General features: G+C 42.4%; 18 protein-coding genes and 2 tRNA genes. 14 read left to right on the top strand and 6 right to left on the bottom strand.

Annotated features, from left to right (window positions below):
• The first annotated feature begins 86 nt into the window (after window positions 1–86).
• The 4 genes from PSI17_RS07270 (at window position 87) to luxS (ending at window position 2,753) form a co-directional block, all read left to right on the top strand.
• Window positions 87–163 (top strand) — tRNA-Arg (locus PSI17_RS07270).
• An 86-nt stretch (window positions 164–249) separates the two neighbouring features.
• A tRNA-Arg gene (locus PSI17_RS07265) sits at window positions 250–326 on the top strand.
• 188 nt (window positions 327–514) lie between these two features.
• On the top strand, window positions 515–2,074 hold the full coding sequence (gene gshA / locus PSI17_RS07260) for a glutamate--cysteine ligase (protein WP_273551338.1): 1,560 nt from the start codon (window positions 515–517) through the stop codon (window positions 2,072–2,074).
• Window positions 2,075–2,237: 163 nt separating this feature from the next.
• Window positions 2,238–2,753, top strand: coding sequence for an S-ribosylhomocysteine lyase (gene luxS, locus PSI17_RS07255; RefSeq protein ID WP_273551337.1), 516 nt, complete (start codon window positions 2,238–2,240; stop codon window positions 2,751–2,753).
• A 302-nt stretch (window positions 2,754–3,055) separates the two neighbouring features.
• Here luxS and PSI17_RS07250 read toward each other — a convergent pair whose 3' ends face one another.
• A complete protein-coding gene (locus tag PSI17_RS07250; protein WP_273551336.1) occupies window positions 3,056–4,330 on the bottom strand; it encodes an HlyC/CorC family transporter in 1,275 nt (424 codons plus the stop codon).
• 52 nt (window positions 4,331–4,382) lie between these two features.
• On the bottom strand, window positions 4,383–5,174 hold the full coding sequence (locus PSI17_RS07245; protein ID WP_273551335.1) for a cytochrome C assembly family protein: 792 nt from the start codon (window positions 5,172–5,174) through the stop codon (window positions 4,383–4,385).
• Between the two features lie 199 nt (window positions 5,175–5,373).
• Between PSI17_RS07245 and ffh the strand changes: the two genes are divergently transcribed.
• The 5 genes from ffh (at window position 5,374) to rplS (ending at window position 8,896) form a co-directional block, all read left to right on the top strand.
• Complete coding sequence (ffh, locus tag PSI17_RS07240; protein ID WP_273551334.1) at window positions 5,374–6,735, top strand: signal recognition particle protein; 1,362 nt, start codon at window positions 5,374–5,376, stop codon at window positions 6,733–6,735.
• Window positions 6,736–6,872: 137 nt separating this feature from the next.
• Window positions 6,873–7,121 (top strand): 30S ribosomal protein S16, encoded by a 249-nt coding sequence (rpsP, locus tag PSI17_RS07235; protein WP_273551333.1) that lies wholly within the window; start codon window positions 6,873–6,875, stop codon window positions 7,119–7,121.
• 18 nt (window positions 7,122–7,139) lie between these two features.
• Window positions 7,140–7,688, top strand: coding sequence for a ribosome maturation factor RimM (gene rimM, locus PSI17_RS07230; protein ID WP_273551332.1), 549 nt, complete (start codon window positions 7,140–7,142; stop codon window positions 7,686–7,688).
• Between the two features lie 37 nt (window positions 7,689–7,725).
• Window positions 7,726–8,478: a tRNA (guanosine(37)-N1)-methyltransferase TrmD gene (gene trmD / locus PSI17_RS07225; RefSeq protein ID WP_273551331.1), complete on the top strand. Its 753-nt coding sequence runs from the start codon at window positions 7,726–7,728 to the stop codon at window positions 8,476–8,478.
• 64 nt (window positions 8,479–8,542) lie between these two features.
• Entirely contained in the window at window positions 8,543–8,896 is a 354-nt protein-coding gene (gene rplS, locus PSI17_RS07220) for a 50S ribosomal protein L19 (protein WP_273551330.1), read from the top strand.
• A gap of 81 nt (window positions 8,897–8,977) precedes the next feature.
• Here the strand turns inward: rplS and PSI17_RS07215 are convergent, their stop codons facing one another.
• Window positions 8,978–10,321 carry an anaerobic C4-dicarboxylate transporter gene (locus PSI17_RS07215; protein ID WP_273551358.1) on the bottom strand — a complete coding sequence of 448 codons (1,344 nt, stop codon included), beginning with the start codon at window positions 10,319–10,321 and terminating at the stop codon, window positions 8,978–8,980.
• Between the two features lie 546 nt (window positions 10,322–10,867).
• Between PSI17_RS07215 and PSI17_RS07210 the strand changes: the two genes are divergently transcribed.
• A complete protein-coding gene (locus tag PSI17_RS07210; RefSeq protein ID WP_273551329.1) occupies window positions 10,868–11,962 on the top strand; it encodes a 3-deoxy-7-phosphoheptulonate synthase in 1,095 nt (364 codons plus the stop codon).
• Between the two features lie 5 nt (window positions 11,963–11,967).
• Window positions 11,968–13,089: a bifunctional chorismate mutase/prephenate dehydrogenase gene (gene tyrA / locus PSI17_RS07205; RefSeq protein WP_273551328.1), complete on the top strand. Its 1,122-nt coding sequence runs from the start codon at window positions 11,968–11,970 to the stop codon at window positions 13,087–13,089.
• Window positions 13,090–13,150: 61 nt separating this feature from the next.
• Here the strand turns inward: tyrA and pheA are convergent, their stop codons facing one another.
• The 3 genes from pheA to bamD all read right to left on the bottom strand — a co-directional run bounded on the left by pheA (window position 13,151) and on the right by bamD (window position 16,149).
• Complete coding sequence (gene pheA / locus PSI17_RS07200; protein WP_273551327.1) at window positions 13,151–14,305, bottom strand: bifunctional chorismate mutase/prephenate dehydratase; 1,155 nt, start codon at window positions 14,303–14,305, stop codon at window positions 13,151–13,153.
• Between the two features lie 351 nt (window positions 14,306–14,656).
• Window positions 14,657–14,989, bottom strand: coding sequence for a ribosome-associated translation inhibitor RaiA (gene raiA / locus PSI17_RS07195; RefSeq protein WP_273551326.1), 333 nt, complete (start codon window positions 14,987–14,989; stop codon window positions 14,657–14,659).
• A gap of 437 nt (window positions 14,990–15,426) precedes the next feature.
• Complete coding sequence (gene bamD, locus PSI17_RS07190; RefSeq protein WP_273551357.1) at window positions 15,427–16,149, bottom strand: outer membrane protein assembly factor BamD; 723 nt, start codon at window positions 16,147–16,149, stop codon at window positions 15,427–15,429.
• 147 nt (window positions 16,150–16,296) lie between these two features.
• Here bamD and rluD point away from each other — a divergent pair, with 147 nt between their 5' ends.
• From rluD to clpB, 3 genes are all read left to right on the top strand, one after another.
• Complete coding sequence (gene rluD, locus PSI17_RS07185) at window positions 16,297–17,274, top strand: 23S rRNA pseudouridine(1911/1915/1917) synthase RluD (RefSeq protein ID WP_273551325.1); 978 nt, start codon at window positions 16,297–16,299, stop codon at window positions 17,272–17,274.
• Window positions 17,275–17,278: 4 nt separating this feature from the next.
• Window positions 17,279–18,010 carry a purine nucleoside phosphorylase YfiH gene (gene yfiH / locus PSI17_RS07180; protein ID WP_273551324.1) on the top strand — a complete coding sequence of 244 codons (732 nt, stop codon included), beginning with the start codon at window positions 17,279–17,281 and terminating at the stop codon, window positions 18,008–18,010.
• A gap of 129 nt (window positions 18,011–18,139) precedes the next feature.
• The gene (gene clpB / locus PSI17_RS07175; RefSeq protein ID WP_273551323.1) at window positions 18,140–20,713 is read left to right on the top strand and encodes an ATP-dependent chaperone ClpB; all 2,574 of its coding nucleotides are present in this window, start codon (window positions 18,140–18,142) and stop codon (window positions 20,711–20,713) included.
• The last annotated feature ends 193 nt before the right edge of the window (window positions 20,714–20,906 follow it).

The following is a 20,906-nucleotide window of genomic DNA, read 5'->3' as shown; positions in this document are numbered from 1 at the left end:
TTTTAAACACCGCGATTTTTTAGGTATCTCAATTCTGTCTAGTCAGGCAATCATCAGTGTCTGAACAGAAATAGAAAACCGACAATGCATCCATAGCTCAGCTGGATAGAGTACTCGGCTACGAACCGAGCGGTCGGAGGTTCGAATCCTCCTGGATGCACCATACTTAGATACCCTGATTTTTCGGGATATCGATTTTGTAAATTCAGGCAGTCAATAGTGCCTGAGCAGAAATAGAAAACTGACAACGCATCCATAGCTCAGCTGGATAGAGTACTCGGCTACGAACCGAGCGGTCGGAGGTTCGAATCCTCCTGGATGCACCATTTTAAACCCCTGCCTTATCAAGGCGGGGGTTTTTTGTTTTCATTAAAATATAACATTTGCTTTATTATTTTTGATTATAATTTAATCATTGGCGTGTTTCCACCTCCATGTAATCAGCGACAACTTGTCTTGTTTCATATAAAGTAAACTTTTAGTAATAATCTTTTAAACTCCACGGGAGGACAAATTGATCCCGGACGTATCAAAAGCATTGTCATGGCTAGAGGCAAACCCTACCGTATTAAACGGGATTTGTCGTGGCATTGAACGTGAAACATTGCGTGTTACTCCAGACGGTCATTTAGCTAAGACGGAGCATCCAAAATCACTTGGTGCTTCTTTAACGCATAAATGGATTACAACTGATTTTGCTGAATCTCTATTGGAGTTTATTACCCCTGTTGATAGCAACATAGATAGAACCATTGCTTTCCTTAAAGATTTGCATATCTATACGGCTCAGAATCTGGGTAATGAAAAAATGTGGCCTTTAAGTATGCCATGTTTTATTGATGATGAAGAAAATATCACTCTGGCTCAATATGGGACGTCTAATCTAGGCCGCTTTAAAACCTTATACCGTGAAGGATTAAAGAATCGTTATGGCGCACTCATGCAAATAATTTCTGGTGTGCATTATAACTTTTCTTTGCCAATAAGTTTCTGGCAGGCTTGGTTAGGTATTAAAGATGCTGAAACGGGAAAAGAGCAGATTTCAGATGGTTACCTGCGTTTGATCCGCAATTATTACCGCTTTGGTTGGGTGATCCCTTATTTATTTGGTGCATCACCGGCAATTTGTTCTTCATTTTTACGTGGGCGAGACACAGCATTATCTTTTGAGGAAACCGAAAGAGGGACTTGTTACCTGCCTTATGCGACTTCGTTGAGGATGAGTGACCTAGGGTATACCAACAAATCACAAAGTGATCTGAATATCACTTTTAATCATCTTCATACCTATGTAGAAGGGCTTAAGAAAGCCATTCATAAGCCATCTGAAGAGTTTGCGGCAATCGGTATCAAGAAAGAAGATAAATACTTACAGCTCAACACGAATGTCCTTCAAATTGAAAATGAGTTGTACGCACAGATACGTCCAAAACGAGTCACGAGGAAAGGAGAGTCTCCTTCAGATGCCTTGTTGAGAGGGGGTATAGAATATATTGAAGTGCGCTCTTTGGATATTAACCCTTTCTCTTCCATTGGCGTTGATGAGACTCAAATTCGTTTTCTTGATTTATTTTTGATATGGTGTGCTCTGGCTGATGCGCCTGAAATGGGAAGTGAAGAGCTTGCCTGTTGTCGTGGAAACTGGAATAAGGTCATCTTAGAAGGGCGCAAGCCAGATCTGTCTATTGGGATTGGTCATGGGATTGAACAACAGCCGCTTAAGGTCGTGGGACAGAAGTTATTCAAGGATTTAGAGCGAGTTGCTGAAGTTCTGGATGCCTGTTCAGGAACTCAATATCAATCAGTCTGTAAAGAATTGGTGAGTATGTTTGAAGATCCATCATTAACGTTTTCAGCCCGTGTCTTGGAGAAGATGAAATCTCAGGGGATAGTTGGCTATGGATTGGAACTCGCAGACCAGTATCATAACAAATTGATTGAAGAACATTATTCAATTTTGAGTGATGAAAATTTTTCTGTTGAGCGTGAAGTGTCTGTATCGCGTCAGCATAGTCTTGAGCAGCAAGATAGCATCAGTTTTGAAGCGTATTTAAAACTTCATGCGGGGCGTTAAAAAAGAAAAATGGCCACCAGTGGTGGCCGAATAAGATATCTTAGAGAATAGGGATGATAACAATTTTGCGCGTCTTCATATCTTATGACCAGCCGCAAATGGAAAGGTTTCATCTATCTGAAAAAATTTTCGTAAAAAATCTGATGCCTTAGGAGGTAGTATTATGCCTTTGTTGGATAGTTTTACAGTTGACCATACTCGCATGGCTGCTCCTGCTGTTAGAGTTGCCAAAACGATGAAAACGCCTCATGGTGATACTATCACAGTATTTGATTTGCGTTTTTGTGTTCCTAATGAAGCAGTGATGCCAGAAAGAGGTATTCACACACTTGAGCATTTGTTTGCCGGCTTTATGCGCGATCATTTGAATGGCGATGGTGTTGAAATTATTGATATCTCCCCAATGGGATGCCGTACTGGTTTTTATATGAGCTTGATTGGTGCTCCAGAAGAATTGAGGGTGGCTGAAGCTTGGAAAGCTGCAATGGAAGACGTGCTAAAAGTTCAAAATCAGAGCCAGATCCCAGAATTGAACATTTATCAATGCGGCACATATGAAATGCACTCATTGCAAGAAGCTCAGGGTATTGCTCAACGCATTCTTGATGCTGGTGTTCGTGTCAATTATAACGATGAGTTGGCATTACCTGAAGAAAAGCTTGTGGAGCTTCAGGTTTAGTTTGTTAGATTTTAGTTCGTTAAATATTGTATAAAATACGGTATCTCGACGATCATCCTATTCGGCTGTGAAGTTCTCGTTAAGCAGTCAGACCGGTTTTATATCATTGCAGGGCTGGCAGTAAGCTAGCCCTGCATCGTTGTTCTTTGCTGTCTAAACGATTTTACTGAAAATGTATTAGCATGATAAAGTTATAAGTTATATTAATAAGTTAACTCTGTTTTCTTTTATTAGAAGAGTTAATGGACAATTATCAGGTTTATTAATTCGGCTTAATTAACTTATTCACTCTATTTTATGTTTTATTTTGCACTTTTGTTCATCGGTGTTACACGAACTTGCTTGATAACATTATCGTGTACTGCAAGTACCTCAAATTTATATTCACTAATCTGTATTTGAGCGTTCAATTCAGGGATTTCCCCCAATTCTTCCAGAATCATTCCATTCATTGTTCTTGGCCCATTTTCAGGAAGTGCCCAACCGAAAGCCTTATTTAATTCACGGATATTGGTTGTACCACCAATCAGAACGGTGCCGTCACTTTGTGGGAGAACTTCTTCTGCCAGAGTCGGAGACATGGAGGTGGTAAAATCGCCGACAATTTCTTCTAAAATATCCTCGACAGTCACTAGTCCTTGAATATCGCCATATTCATCAACAATCAAACCCGCTTTTTGTTTGTTGCGTTGGAAGTTAATAAGTTGGATATTCAATGGGGTACTAACGGGGATGAAGTAGATTTTATCTGCGGCTTTAATCAAATTTCTTTTTGTAAATTCTTTTTTCTCCATCATCAGCCGATAGGCTTCACGCACTCGGAGCATACCGATAGCGTCATCAAGGGAATCCCGATATAACACAATGCGCCCATGTGGAGAGTGTGTCAGTTGTCTGATAACAGATTTCCAATCATCGTTAATATCAATACCAACAATTTCATTACGTGGGATCATAATGTCACCAACGGTGACTTTCTCAAGATCCAATATAGAGATCAGCATGTCCTGATTGCGGCGTGATAGATTGCTGTTTGAGTCATTTACAATTGTGCGTAGCTCGTCTTTACTGACCGCATCATTGCGGATATCAGCGGTTTTGAGGCCTAAGAAACGCATAAATAGTAAGCTGATCCTATTAAATGACCAAACAAGGGGCAGCATAATTTTTTCTAGCGGGCGTAGCAGAAAGCTACTTGGGAATGCCACTCTTTCAGGGTAAAGCGCTGCGATAGTTTTGGGCATCACTTCCGAAAAAATGAGAATAACAAACGTGAGTATACCTGTTGCAATAGCAACACCGGCATTGCCGTAGAGCCGCATACCAACGATAGTAGCAAGAGAGGACGCCAAAATATTGACCAGATTATTACCGATAAGGATCAGGCTGATGAGTCTGTCCGGATGACGCAGTAGAGATTCAACCCTGCGTGCGGAATTACTTCCTTGTTTAGCCAAATGACGCAAGCGGTATCGGTTGATTGTCATCATGCTTGTTTCTGAGGCAGAGAAATAAGCGGAAACAATAACCATAACAACAAGAATGATAATTAGTGTGCTTGTTGAGACATGCTCCAAAACAGAATTCCTTCCTAATATTTATACAAATCAGCAATGATAATTTAACCTATTAATAAACCATCATTTCCTGTAATAGCCGGCTACCGAAAAAAGCCAGTGTCAGAATAAATGCGCCAATCAGATTGAACCAAATAACGCGCTTGCCACGCCACCCTTCATGATAATGCCCCCAAAGCAAAATAACGTAAACAAACCATGCAACAATAGATAAAACAGATTTATGGATATTTTCTTTATTGAAAACATCATCCATGTACATGATGCCAGTACATAGCGTCAATGTTAGTAAAATTACACCAACTTGGGTAATGTGAAACATTTTTCGCTCAATTGTCATCAATGGAGGGATTCCAGACGTGAATGTGAGTTTTTTATTTTTAAGCTGATAATCCAACCAACCCAGTTGCAATGCATAAAGAGCTGCGATGAGTAAGGTGGCATAGCCAAGTAATGCCAGCCCAATATGAATAAATAATTCGACACTACCTTCAAGATGAGTAATGAATTCTCCCGGCATCATGCTGGCCAGAATCAGATTAATCATGGCGAAGCTGTAAACAATCGGCAGTAAAAACCATGCACGACCACGGAAAGCGACAACCGTCATGATGATGCACATAAGCCAACTGACAATTGAGCCTAAATTCAATAACGTCAGATTTTGCCCACTACTGACATGAAAAACTTGGTATTTCAATGCAATTGCGTGAGTGACTAACGCTATAATTGCAAAAGAAAGAGCCAGTCTCTGGTAACTGTTTTGTTGGCGCAGTAAACCTGGCACGATGAGCATCAGGCTAATGAGATAGGCAAGTAAGGCAATAATTGAGAATATCAGCATAACGTTTATCGTTTTCGCAATTGAAATCCGTTGGGTATGAATTAAACCTGAAAATTAAGTATACCGCTAGCAGGAGTAGCCTCCAACCGTTGTTAATTATACTTGGGAATCTCTTTGCAGAGATCACATCATCATCGTGCTATAATTCGCGAAATTTGCCTTACAGGTAGACCCACTTGTAGATATCTGAGCTGAGACAATGTTTGATAATTTAACTGACAGACTATCGCGCACATTGCGCAATATCAGTGGTCGCGGACGGCTGACTGAAGATAATATTAAAGATACGCTGCGCGAAGTTCGTATGGCTTTGCTCGAAGCGGATGTTGCATTGCCTGTCGTGCGTGATTTTATTGCACGAGTCAAAGAGAGCGCAGTGGGGCATGAGGTTAACAAAAGCCTGACACCCGGTCAGGAATTCGTCAAAATCGTTCAGAATGAATTGGTTAAGGCGATGGGAGAGGTCAATAGTGAACTGAACCTCTCCGCACAGCCTCCCGCAGTGGTTCTCATGGCGGGTTTGCAAGGTGCCGGCAAAACGACCAGCGTTGCTAAATTAGGTAAGTTGCTAAAAGAGAAAAATAAGAAAAAAGTCTTGGTTGTTTCTGCTGACGTATACCGACCTGCGGCAATCAAACAGCTTGAAACTTTGTCTGAAACGGTTGGAATTGACTTCTTCCCTTCAGATCCACAGGAAAAGCCCGTTGATATTGTCAATAAAGCGATCCAACATGCTAAATTAAAATTCTATGATGTGCTGTTAGTCGATACCGCAGGTCGTCTGCATGTTGATGAAGCGATGATGGATGAAATCAAAGCGGTTCATGCAGCTATCAATCCTGTTGAAACCCTGTTTGTTGTTGATGCGATGACCGGGCAAGATGCGGCAAATACCGCAAAAGCCTTCAACGAAGCGTTGCCATTAACCGGCGTTGTTCTGACCAAAGTCGATGGTGATGCGCGTGGTGGTGCGGCACTTTCCATCCGCCATATCACGGGTAAGCCCATCAAATTCCTCGGTGTTGGTGAAAAAACGGATGCGTTGGAGCCTTTCTACCCTGATCGCATTGCATCCCGCATTTTGGGCATGGGAGACATGCTTTCATTGATCGAAGAAATTGAAAGCAAAGTTGACCGTACCCAAGCGGAAAAGTTGGCATCTAAACTGAAAAAAGGTGACGGCTTTGATTTAAGCGATTTTCTTGAACAGCTTAAACAAATGCGTAACATGGGTGGAATGACCAGCATGTTGAGCAAAATGCCGGGAATGTCGCAGATGCCTGACGCGGTCAAATCCCAAATGGATGACAAAGTTCTGGTTAAAATGGAAGCCATCATTAATTCCATGACCCGCAGAGAGCGTGAAAAGCCAGAAATCATCAAAGGTTCCCGTAAGCGCCGTATTGCGACGGGATCGGGCACACAGGTACAGGATGTCAATCGCTTGCTGAAACAGTTTGATGAAATGCAGCGAATGATGAAAAAGATGAAAAAAGGTGGTTTGGCAAAAATGATGCGGGGCATGAAAGGCATGCTGCCACCAGGATTTATGGGTCGATAATCAACAAAGTTGCGAAAGAAAACGTTCTTTGGATTGCTTTTTGCGCCAAAGTGAGTAAAATTTTCGGGCTTTTTAATGGACAGCCGGACTCCGTTCCTCGATGGAGTCTGGTTGTTTTGCTAACTAATGAGGATGTTATGGTAACAATTCGTTTAGCTCGTGGCGGCGCAAAAAAGCGTCCGTTCTATCAAGTAGTCGTGACCGATAGCCGCAATGCGCGTGACGGTCGTTTTATTGAGCGTGTTGGTTTCTTCAACCCAATCGCTTCAGGAAATGCAGAAGCTCTGCGTTTAGATCTAGACCGTATCGAACACTGGGTTGGTCTGGGTGCAACTGTGTCTGATCGTGTTGCTGCACTGATCAAAGACGCTAAGAAAGCAGCTTAATCTGTCACGGTGACAACAATGAGCAAACAATCTGGCCTTAAGCACCCGGTTGAGCCAATCGTGTTGGGGAAATTGGGGTCTGCGTATGGCATTCGTGGTTGGCTCAAAGTTTTTTCTTCCACCGAACACAGCGAAGACATTTTTGAATATCAACCGTGGTTTATTCAACGCGCAGGCCAGTGGCAACACGTTGAACTGGAAGCGTGGAAACACCACAATCAGGATATTATCGTCAAAATCAAAGATATTGACGATCGGGATGCGGCGAATTTACTGACTAACTGCGAAGTTGTGGTGGATTCCGGCCTATTACCAGATCTGGAAAAGGGTGATTATTACTGGAAAGACCTTATTGGTTGTCAGGTAATAAACACAACAGGTTATAACTTTGGCACCATCCATGACATGATGGAAACGGGTTCTAACGATGTGATGGTAATAAAAGCAAACCTGAAAGATGCATTCGGTATCAAGGAGCGGTTGGTTCCGTTTCTTGATGGGCAGGTTATCAAGAAAGTCGATCTCGCTACCAAAACTATTGAGGTAGATTGGGATCCTAGTTTTTAATCTCCGATAAAGACGGTTTAAATGAGTGGGACACAATATGTGGATTGGGGTTGTTAGCCTGTTTCCTGAAATGTTCCGCGCAATAACCGATTACGGGGTAACTGGTCGGGCTGTAAAAAATGGCCTGTTAAGTATCGAATGCTGGAATCCACGGGATTTTACCTATGACCGGCATCGTACTGTAGATGACCGTCCTTATGGCGGTGGTCCAGGCATGCTGATGATGGTGCAACCATTACGGGAAGCCATTCATGCAGCTAAAGTTTCGGCGGGTGATGGTGCAAAGGTGATTTATCTTTCACCTCAGGGACGCAAACTCGATCAACAAGGAGTTTGTGAGCTGGCAGCAAATGAGAAATTAATTCTGGTTTGCGGTCGTTATGAAGGTATTGATGAGCGTGTCATCCAAACCGAAATTGACGAAGAATGGTCTATCGGTGATTACGTTCTTAGCGGAGGGGAGCTTCCTGCAATGACGATGATTGACTCGATATCACGGTTTATTCCGGGAGTATTGGGACGTCAAGCATCGGCAGAAGAAGACTCATTCGCTGATGGCTTGTTGGATTGTCCGCATTATACCCGCCCTGAAGTGTTGGATAGCATGGAAGTTCCCCCGGTTTTGCTGTCGGGAAACCATGCTGAAATTAATCGCTGGCGAATGAAACAGTCGCTTGGCCGAACTTGGTTAAGAAGGCCCGAACTTCTAGAAAGCCTAGCTCTGACTGACGAGCAAAGGATGTTGCTGTCTGAATTCCAACGGGAATATCAAGATCAGGCAACGAATTAATCCAGACATGTCCCATGAAGGAATGTCTTTGATATATCAGTTTACCTAGGGTAAGAGAGTTATTATGAGCAACATTATTAAACAACTTGAACAAGAGCAGATGAAGCAAGACGTACCTTCATTCCGTCCGGGTGACACCGTGGAAGTTAAGGTATGGGTCGTTGAAGGTTCTAAAAAGCGTCTGCAGACATTCGAGGGCGTGGTTATTGCGATTCGTAACCGCGGTCTGCACTCTGCATTCACTGTTCGCAAAATTTCTAACGGCGAAGGCGTTGAGCGTGTATTCCAGACTCACTCCCCAGTCGTAGACAGCATCAACGTTAAACGTCGTGGTGCTGTTCGCAGAGCTAAACTGTACTACCTGCGTGAGCGTTCTGGTAAGGCTGCTCGTATTAAAGAGCGTCTGAACGCAAGATAATACGCTTTGCTACATCCGAAAGTTATCGTTGAAGGCCAGCATTTGCTGGCCTTTTTATTTAGTTAGGGTTACACCAGTAAGTTACATAAAAATTCTGACTGAAATATAGCCTACTGTACAAGCACAGCTAACGCCAATTAATCCTGGTAAGAGAAAGCTATGGTTAATAATGAATTTTCCGATTTTTGTTGTACCTGAGCGGTCAAAACCAATACAAGCCAGATCGCTTGGATAAGTGGGCAAAACAAAATATCCATAGGCAGCAGGGAAGAAAGCAACCAAAAGCTTAGGATCAACCCCAAGCTGCAATCCCATTGGTGCGATAGCTGTTAAGGCAGCGGCCTGACTGTTAACCAGTTTTGAAACCAAAAATAGCACTAGCGCATAAGTCCATGGCTGTGCTTGGACAATATCCTCTAAGACTAACTTTAATTCACCTAAATGTGAGTGGAAGAAGGTATCGCTCATCCATGCCACACCAAAGACTGAAAAAATCGCAACCATGCCCGCTTTGAACACGGCACCATTGGCGATTTCATTGGTTTTGACCTTACAGGTCATCAATATGATGGCGCCTGCAATTAACATCACCATCTGGATCACCAGATTCATGGACAGTGGTTTTAATGTGCCTCTTATTTCAAAAGAAGGGCGTAATTCTGTGAATACACCGAATAAAACGACGGCTGCAATTGCGGCAAAGAAAATCCACATTGCCCAATAAGCCTGTTTAGGAAAGACTTGATCCAATAGTGTGTCATCACCGCCATAAATAAACTCACGTTGCTTTGGATCTTTGATTTTCGTTTGAAATTCTTCGTCCTGATCAAGATCTTTTCCTCGATGTAAACTCCATAATGCAGCAAGTATGACGCCAGTGAGTGATGCCGGTATTGAAACAGCTAAAATTTCTAAGATCCCGTACACTTGGCCGATACCATGACTGGCAGCAATAATTGACACCAAAGAAACAACGGCAACAGATACAGGAGAAGCTGTTATCGCCATTTGGGAAGCCACAGAAGCAACAGCCATTGGCCGCTCAGGGCGAATACCTTTTTTTAAGGCAATATCCCCAATGATTGGAAACATGGTATAAACCACATGACCAGTGCCGCAAAGAAAAGTGAGCATCCAAGTGGTCAATGGTGCCAAAATGGTGATGTGTTTCGGGTGACGGCGCAGCAGGCGTTCTGCAAATTGCATCATCACATTTAACCCTCCGGCTGTTTGTAATACCGATGCACAACCGATCACGGCAAGAATGGTGAGCATCACGTCAACAGGGGGCTTACCTGGTTCCAGGCCAAAAACAAATGTCAGTATGAAAAGCCCAATACCACTGATCAGTCCCAATCCCATTCCTGCATAACGCGTACCGATCAATAAGCATATGATTATTATGGCGAATTGCAGCGTTATCATATCTGTCCTTAATAAGTGATTAAAAAATAAATAAAAATTGGTAATACAGGCTCTTGTATCTGCATAAATTATTTCTTCATCATCCAAGCGGTTAGCTGTAGTTTGAAATCTATTGAATACAGCTATCCTTTATAAATATTGTTTTATGGTTTTATAACAACACTAAAAGTACACATTAATATTATTAGAATGTTTATATAAAAATGGGATTGAGATCTTATTTTTATTATTTGATTTTAAAGATATTTTTTATGTAATAAATTATTTTCAATAATTTAATAAAATATTTCAATTTCTGTATGGTTGTGAAATATCCTTTTACATATATTTAACTTTAAGAAAATTTTATATATTTTATAGTGAAATTAATACTCAATGATTTATTGGCGTATTTATAGTATCAATAGCCGTTAAGTGTAAAGTAATATTTACGATTAATGGGTGGTATTTACATTTTTGGATTGTATTCTTTACGACTCATGGTATGTTATTCATCAGACACTTAAAAAAGCATTAAACAGACAAAACAAAGCAAGGCAGGTAGAAATGATCATGCAAAAAGACGCTCTTAATAACATTCATATCCTTGGTGAACAGGTACTCATCACTCCCGAAGAATTGAAACAGAAATATCCGCTGAGTAGCAATGATCTGCATGCCATCACAAACGCGCGTAATACGATTGCTGATATTATTCAGCATCGTGACCCTCGTTTATTAGTGGTATGTGGTCCATGTTCAATTCATGATGTGGATGCTGCCTTGGATTATGCCCGCCGTTTGAAAGCACTCTCTGCTGAACTGAGTGATTGTCTGTATATTGTTATGCGTGTCTATTTTGAAAAACCCCGTACAACAGTGGGCTGGAAAGGTTTAATTAGTGATCCCTATATGGATGGTTCATTTGATATGGATGCGGGATTGCATATTGCCCGTCGGCTGTTGTTGAACTTGGTGGAAATGGGATTGCCTTTGGCTAATGAAGCCCTTGATCCTAATAATCCCCAATATTTGGGGGATCTCTTTAGCTGGTCAGCTATTGGTGCCAGAACGACCGAATCTCAAACTCACCGCGAAATGGCATCGGGATTATCTGTGCCAGTCGGTTTTAAAAATGGCACTGATGGTAACCTGAATACCGCAATTAATGCCATGAAAGCAGCCGCAATGCCTCATCGATTTATGGGAATAAATCAGTCAGGTCAAGTTTGTTTGCTACAAACTCAGGGCAATCCAAATGGGCATGTGATATTGCGTGGCGGCGCTGAGCCAAATTACAGTGCAGAACATGTCGCCGATTGTGAACGCCAAATGACGAAAGCAGGGCTGATACCATCACTGATGATTGATTGTAGCCATGGTAATTCCAATAAAGATTTTCGTCGTCAGAGTATCGTGGTGGATTCTGTTGCTGAACAGGTAATGTCCGGAAATCAATCTATCACAGGTATTATGTTGGAAAGCCATATCAATGAGGGCAATCAATCCTCCGAACAGCCCCATGCTCAGATGAAATATGGTGTTTCGGTAACCGACGCCTGTATTAATTGGCCAACGACGGCGCAAATATTGAGAAGACTGCATCAACAAATCGCTCCACATTTGGCTAATCGAAATATGACGATGGAAAAAGCAGGATAATCAATATGACAACAGAATTGTCACCGTTGAGGGCGCAAATTGATGAGGTGGATAAGACCTTATTATCTTTGCTGGTAAAAAGAATGAGTCTGGTCGCACAAGTTGGTGAAGTTAAAAGCCAGCTTGGTTTACCGATTTATGCGCCTGATAGGGAGGCGGCAATGCTGGCTTCCCGCCGTCAGGAGGCGGAAGAGATGGGAGTTTCGCCTGATTTGATTGAGGATATCTTGCGCCGAATTATGCGAGAGTCTTATGTCAGTGAAAATAACAAAGGCTTTAAAAAGCTCGGTACTCACTTGGGGCCGGTGGTCATCGTAGGTGGGGCAGGCAAAATGGGGCGATTATTCGGTCAATTGTTAACGCTGTCTGGCTATGAAGTCAGGGTACTCGAAGCTGATGACTGGGTGAACGCCGAACAAATATTAGCTGGAGCAGGAATGGTGATCGTCAGTGTTCCCATTCATTTGACAGAGAAGATTATCCGTCGGTTACCTCCTTTGCCAGAACAATGCATTTTGGTTGATTTAGCTTCAATTAAACAAAGGCCGTTAAATGCAATGCTTGATGTACATCAGGGGCCTGTTTTAGGGTTACACCCCATGTTTGGGCCAGATGTAGGCAGCTTTGCTAAACAAGTCGTTGTATATTGCGATGGGCGTTATCCAGAAGCATATCAATGGCTTTTGGAACAGATATCGGTATGGGGAGCAAGATTGCATCAAATCAACGCGGAGGATCATGATAAAAATATGGGCTTCATTCAGGTGTTGCGTCATTTCACGGCTTTTTCTTACGGACGGCATCTTGCAAACGAAGGTATCGATTTACAGCAATTGCTTGCACTATCTTCACCGATATATCGGTTAGAATTGGCGATGGTAGGGCGATTGTTCGCACAAGATCCTCAACTATACGCTGATATTATTATGTCAGGCCCTGAAAATATTGAACTTATCCGCCGGTATTACCAGAGTTTCGGGCAGGCTCTGGAAATATTGGAACATCAAGATAAGTCAGCTTTTATTGAAAGCTTTAACCAAGTGAGTGATTGGTTTGGTGATGAAGCCTCTCGATTTATGAAAGAAAGCCGAGTGCTGTTGCAGCAGGCGAGTGATAACCGAGTGTAATACTTTGAAGTAATTAAAAAATATTAAAACCGGACGGGAACATCCGGTTTTGTTTTTTACGTTAGACAGGATCGATAGGAATGATATTTTCTGAGGGATAAGATCCTAACACTTTTAGAAAGTGAGTTATTTCCGTTAGTTCCTTTAATGCTAGTTGCATTTTCATCGAACGCAGATTGGCTTGCACATCAATATAAAACATCTCCTCCCACGGTTTGCCGTTTATTGGGCGAGATTCTAATTTACTCATGGGGATATCATGTTTCTTTAAGATAATGAGTGCATCAACCAGCGATCCTGCTTGTTGTCCGGTTGACATGATAAAAGTGGTTTTGGCCGGAACCTGATCGGAGACTTCAATCGGTTTGCGGGAAACAACAATGAAGCGAGTACTGTTCTCATGCTGATTTGCCAGATGGTTTTCCAAAACATGCAATCCATAGAGTGCGCCGCCGGCTTCACTTCCTAATGCAGCTATTTCTGGTGAGTTGAGTTCAGCCACTTTTTGCATGGCAGCAGCCGTGCTTTCACAGTAGATAATATTCCAATCAGGATATTTATTGAGATATTGGCTACATTGTTGAAAAGGCTGGGAATGGCTATAAACAGTTTTTATCCTTGAGATATCAGTTTGTCCGGCAATCAATAAACAGTGGTTGATTGGCAGCGTTATCTCCCCAACAAGGGATAAGGGAGTATGCTGCAATAAATCATAAACCTCATTGATTGCTCCTGAGCTGGTATTCTCCAGTGGCAGGATGCCATAATCAGCCTGACCAATCTCAACCAATGAAAAAATATCTGAGAATTTATGACAACTGCACTCAACCAACTGATTAAAGTGGCGGGCAGCAAATTGTCGAGCGGCAATATGAGAATATGAACCTCTTGGCCCTAGAAAAGTAATGCGGGCAGAATCGTAAGGCGTCTGATTCAGATGCTGCTGTAATAAAGCCTGTTGGGTGAGAACCGAATCCTCAATGATCATCTGAAACAATCGTGTAATGTAAAATCCATCTAATCCACGAGTTTTACCTTTATCAATCAATACGTTTAATAACTCTCGTTCACGATTTTTATCTCGGATAGGGCGATGATCGAGCAGTTTTGTCTGGGCGATGTTACTGGCTAATTGTCGGCGCTTAGCAAGCAGATCTAGCAAATTTGCATCAATATGACTAATTTCTTCTCGTAAACTAACTAAATCTCGTTCCATAATATGTTCCTGACATTTTTATTCTGAGCATAGTCTGTGCATTGTGGATATGTTGATGATCAGTAAAACAAAAAACCTCCCTGTTGATGGGAGGTTTTTATTCGTCTTCATAAATTTTCTTTGAAACGAATCAACCTCCTTATGAGAAGGCGAAAAAAAAGAAAAATAGGAAAGACGGTTTAATAATCATTTAGCCTGTTAGCACGTTGCTTTATGGTTTCAATACTCTATTTTAATTAACCTATTTAGCATGAAGTGTCAACAAAAGGCTTTTGAAGGCTGGAGGGTTAAATGATAGTGAATGATAGTGAAACGCGCTCATTGAGCGCGTCAGGAAAGGATAAATGATATTTATACTTCTAAGTTGAAATTAGACTCTTTAACACTATTGTCTGCACGACGGGCTTCTGCCTTGTGCTGAACTTTATTAAGTTGGCGCTCTAATTTTGTCAGCAGTTCATTGATCGCAGCGTACATATCTTCATGCTTAGCACTAGCCACCAATGTGCCATTTGGTGTGCCAATTGTGGCATCAACCAAGAATCCTTGCGGTTCTTTTGAGAGTACGATATGTGGACTGATTAGATTGACTTGCCATTTGCTCAACTTATTTAGACGGTCTTCCACATGGCTACGAATTGCGGGGGTAATTTCCATTTGTTTGCTGGTTATGTTTACTAACATATAGTTACCTCTTTAATGTTACTCCGTCTTTGATGTATCCAGCATAGCGTCATTTTGTGTAAAAAGAATGATCTAAGTCACTTTTATTGAGCGATTTCGGAAGTGAGTGACAGAATTGTGATGGTCAAGGAAGATATGGAGAATATTTGTTGCGAAGAAGAGTATTATGCGTCATTATCGGTCAGTTATGGAATTATAAATTACGTTATAGTTCTGGAATGTGAATTATTTTCAGGGTGAAATCAGGGTGAAAATAGTATAGATGTAACCAAACATCACTGAAATGTACCATCACCCCCCAGCAGTGATATTCCTGACAACTCCCCCAATAACTCATTGCTCACTCGTTGATTGCAAGACAGAGAACAAGAGATAAAAAAACAGTAGCCGTTTAGCTACTGTTTTTGATCACCTGTTCAAATCTAATGAGATTAGATTCATGCGGGGTTGGCAGTAATCAACTGTACCACTTTATTGGCTTCAGCGGTCAGTCCTAGTTCTTTATAAGCTAACTTCATATAAGGGAGCGCTTCCTGAGTGGCATTAGTATCAGGATAGTCTCGTAGCATCTGTTCTACGCGATTAACAACCGCTACGTAAGCACTGCGTTTAGTGTAATATTGCACAACGGCAAGTTCATATTTAGATAAACGCTCTTTAAGAAATATTAACCGCTTAGTCGCATCGATCGAATACTGACTGTTTGGATAGTAACGTACCAGTTGGCTGAAATCACGGAATGCGGCACGGGCATGTTCAGGATCACGATTTGATCGGTCAACGCCGAAAAAGCCTTGTAATGGACTGTCATCCAGAGCCTGCGAGATCAATCCACGCATATATAGCACATAGTCAATATTAGGGTGGGTTGGGTTCAGGCGCATGAAACGATCAATGGATGCAAGAGCCAGAGGGTATTCCGCTGATTTGTAATAGGCATAGATCAAATCAAGCTGGACTTGTTGGGAATACGGCCCAAAAGGATATCGGTTATCAAGAGATTCCAATTGCTTGATAGCCATTTTATAGTTACCTTCTTGCAGTTTTTCCTGCCCAATTGCATAAATTTGAGATGGCGGGATATCAGGAACAGCATCCTTATTGCTGGAGCATCCAGATAGAACCAGGCTCAATGTGGTCACTGCCACCAGATATTTCATGCGAATCATCACGTGTTGATTATCCTCTGAGTGTTTTCTGGGAGACTGTCCGTGAAGCTCCCGGCAAAATATGGGGTTACAATAGCACATTATTTTAAATGAAACGGCCTCGCCGTCAAAACTCAACGTAAAATATAGAAGTTATATATGGCACAAAAAATCCGACTGAATGCAATAGTCGCTGAATCTCAGCTTGGTCAACGTTTAGATCAGGCTTTGGCTGAATTGTTCCCTGATTACTCGAGGTCACGTATAAAAGAGTGGATCTTGGATAATAAAGTTCAAGTTAACGGCAAATTAATTAGCAAGCCAAAAGAAAAAGTCCTGGGCGGTGAAGAAATTTTCATTGATGCTATCATTGAAGAAGATGCACGTTGGGAGCCTCAGGATATCGAGCTGAATATTGTCTATGAAGATGACGATATTTTGGTAATCAATAAACCACGTGATTTGGTCGTTCATCCGGGAGCAGGCAATCCTGACGGTACGATATTGAACGCCTTGTTATATCGTTATCCTGAAATTGCAGATGTTCCCCGCGCCGGCATTGTTCATCGCCTTGACAAAGATACGACAGGGCTAATGGTTGTGGCAAAAAGCGTTCCGGCACAGACTCGTCTGGTAGAATCTTTGCAATTACGTGAAATAACCCGTGAATATGAGGCTGTTGCGCTGGGATGTATGACGGCTGGGGGAATGGTAGAAGAACCTATTTCCCGCCACCCGACAAAACGGACCCACATGGCCGTGCATCCTATGGGAAAACCTGCTGTTACCCATTATCGCGTTATGGAGCATTTCCGGGCGCATACTCGTCTGCGTCTGCGTTTGGAGACAGGCAGAACACACCAAATTCGTGTGCATATGGCTCATATAAAACACCCGCTGGCGGGAGATCCTTTGTATGGCGGCCGGCCTCGTCCCTTAAAAGGTGCTTCTGAGGAATTTCGCGAAGTGATGCGCAACTTTGACCGTCAGGCATTGCATGCAACCATGTTACGTCTTTACCATCCTATCACTGGAATTGAGATGGAATGGCATGCCCCATTACCGGATGATATGGTTAAATTGATTGCAGTGATGAAAGCGGATGCTGAAACTTTCAAAGATGAGATGGATTGGTAGGTAAATGACACCACTGATTTTTCCTGATTGGCCGCAGCCTGATAATGTTGGTGCTTGCAGTACCACCCGCTTGGGTGGGGTAAGTCTGCCCCCATATGACAGTTTAAATCTAGGTCGTCATGTTGGGGACGTTCCGGAATACGTGGAGCGAAATAGAGCGTTGTTGGTTGAATATGCCCAATTGCCACAGCAACCTACATGGTTGGAACAAGTACACGGAACGCGAGTCATTACACTTGATGACCAGTCATGGGTAAATAATCAGGCCGATGCCGTTTACACGAATAAGCAAGGGCAGGTTTGTGCTGTGATGACAGCAGATTGCCTGCCAGTGCTTTTTTGCAGTATTTCTGGTGATGAAGTCGCAGCGGCTCATGCAGGATGGCGCGGGTTATGTGCAGGGGTATTGGAAAATACCGTGTCCCGATTTAGTGCAAAACCTGACACGATCCGTGCGTGGTTGGGGCCTGCTATTGGCCCTGAGAAATTTGAGGTGGGAAGTGAGGTTAGGGACGCCTTCATCACTTCCAATTCTGATCTGGCACAAGCGTTCACACCTTATGGTGATAAGTTTCTGGCAAATATTTATTTACTGGCGAAATTAAAGTTGCAGTCAATAGGAATAACAGGAATTTTTGGTGGAACCGCATGTACTGTCACGGAAGAAAAAAACTTTTTCTCCTATCGTCGTGATGGGAATACAGGGCGAATGGCAACTTTAATCTGGTTGCGATAACCTACTTCACAGGACGATCTTTGGCGTATGGCGGTAAGTTTCCAATTAACTTTTCAGAAGGCCTTGAATATTTAAGGAATGACCTTATCTAGTCTCCAGTAGCAAATTCTGACCAGTATTGGAGGTGTTATGCGTCTGGATCGTCTTACCAATAAATTCCAGCTTGCTCTCGCTGATGCCCAATCCCTCGCATTAGGGCGTGATAATCAATTCATCGAACCTCTTCACTTAATGTGTGCATTAATTAATCAAGAAGGTGGTTCAATACGTCCTTTATTGGCCTCGGCAGGGGTAGATACGGGAAATTTCAATAATCAACTGAATCAGGCTCTGAACCGATTGCCGAAAATAGAGGGCAATGGGGGAGATGTGCAGGTATCCAACGAACTGGGACGTTATTTAAACCTGTGTGACAAACTTGCGCAAAAAACAGGTGATAATTTTATCTCTTCTGAACTCTTTGTGTTGGCAGCGATAGAAGAGCGTGGAACATTAAGTGACATGCTGAAAGCGGCGGGGGCAACTAAAGATAAAATCACTAAGGCAATAGAACAAATGCGTGGTGGTGAAAAAGTGAATGATCAAGGTGCAGAAGACCAGCGTCAAGCATTAAAAAAATATACCGTTGATCTGACTGAACGAGCTGAACAAGGTAAATTGGACCCTGTTATTGGGCGCGATGAAGAAATTCGTCGAACTATTCAGGTATTGCAACGTAGAACCAAAAATAACCCGGTCCTCATTGGTGAACCTGGGGTTGGGAAAACGGCTATTGTTGAAGGTTTGGCACAACGCATTGTTAATGGTGAAGTTCCAGAAGGACTGAAAAACAAACGTGTTCTGTCTCTCGATATGGGGTCGTTATTAGCGGGTGCTAAATATCGTGGAGAATTTGAAGAGCGTTTGAAAGGTGTTTTGAACGACCTTGCCAAACAGGAAGGCTCTATCATTCTGTTTATTGATGAATTGCATACCATGGTAGGGGCAGGTAAAGCCGAAGGCGCAATGGATGCCGGCAATATGCTGAAACCCGCTCTGGCTCGTGGAGAATTGCATTGCGTTGGGGCTACAACACTTGATGAGTATCGCCAGTATATAGAAAAAGATGCAGCTCTGGAGCGTCGTTTCCAGAAAGTTTATGTGGCGGAACCGACTGTTGAGGACACAATTGCTATTTTACGTGGACTGAAAGAGCGATATGAATTGCATCATCACGTCCAAATTACAGATCCGGCAATCGTGGCGGCAGCAACCTTATCTCATCGCTATATTTCAGATCGTATGCTGCCTGACAAGGCAATTGACCTGATTGATGAAGCAGGGGCAAGTCTGCGTATGCAGATGGACTCTAAACCAGAAGCATTGGATCGCCTTGAGCGCCGTGTTATTCAATTAAAGCTTGAACAACAGGCATTGAAAAAAGAGTCTGATGATGCCAGTAAAAAACGTTTAGAGATGCTGAACGAAGAATTGGCAGAAAAAGAACGTGAATATTCTGAATTGGAAGAAGAGTGGAAAGCAGAGAAAGCTGAACTTAGCGGTACTCAGAATATCAAGGCTGAATTAGAAAATACCCGTATTGAATTAGAAAGAGCTCGCCGTAGCGGTGACTTAGCTAAAATGTCTGAAATTCAGTACGGAAAAATCCCAGAGTTGGAAAAACGTCTGGCAGCAGCAACCACAACAGAAAATCGTCATATGAAGTTGCTGCGTAACAAAGTCACAGATGCTGAAATTGCTGAAATACTTGCGCGTTGGACAGGAATTCCCGTCTCCAGAATGTTGGAAAGTGAAAAAGATAAGTTACTGCGCATGGAGCAAGAATTACATAAACGCGTGATAGGGCAGAATGAAGCCGTTGGTGCCGTATCGAATGCAATTCGTCGTAGCAGAGCGGGGTTATCTGATCCCAATCGCCCAATCGGTTCTTTTATGTTCTTGGGGCCGACAGGGGTGGGTAAAACAGAATTATGCAAGGCGCTGGCTAATTTCTTGTTCGACAGTGACGATGCTATGGTGCGCATTGATATGTCGGAGTTTATGGAAAAACATGCAGTTTCAAGGCTGGTGGGTGCTCCTCCGGGATATGTTGGATACGAAGAAGGCGGATATCTGACAGAAGCAGTGCGTCGTCGTCCTTATTCTGTCATTTTGCTGGATGAAGTTGAAAAAGCCCACCCAGATGTTTTCAATATCTTGCTACAGGTATTGGATGATGGTCGTTTAACTGATGGTCAGGGCAGAACCGTTGATTTTCGCAACACGGTTGTGATTATGACCTCTAACTTAGGCTCCGATATGATCCAAGAACGTTTTGGTACATTGGATTATATGGGGATGAAAGATATGGTGATGGAGGTGGTTGGTCATCATTTCAGACCTGAGTTTATCAACCGTGTAGATGAAGTGGTTGTGTTCCATCCATTAGGAAAAGAACATCTGAAATCGATTACGAATATTCAATTGCAGCGTTTATATCAGCGTTTGGAAGAGCGTGGTTATCAGGTGGAGATAACATCTCCCGCATTGGAAAAACTAAGTGAAACTGGTTTTGATCCTGTATATGGGGCGCGCCCATTGAAACGGGCTATCCAGCAAGAGATTGAAAATCCGCTGGCCCAGCAAATTCTTTCTGGTCAGTTGATTCCGGGTAAATTAGTCACATTGGCGCTAGAAGATAATCGTATTGTTGCAAAACAATGATATTGATTGCTTGGGAAGTTTTTAAATATAAAGACGCATAAGAAACCAGAGTCACGTGAATATAAAAAGAGGTGTTTTTTGCGCCTCTTTTTTGTTTTTATCGATTAGGAAAACATCAAATCAGAGTGTTTTGAGTGATAAATAGGCGCTTGAGTCTTTTTTTTCAAAAAAACTATTGTCAGCGCCGTAAAAC

Origin of the sequence: Xenorhabdus sp. IM139775 (genome assembly GCF_028598745.1) — a bacterium.
Lineage (GTDB): Bacteria > Pseudomonadota > Gammaproteobacteria > Enterobacterales > Enterobacteriaceae > Xenorhabdus.
This window is presented reverse-complemented; position numbering and strand designations above follow the sequence as displayed.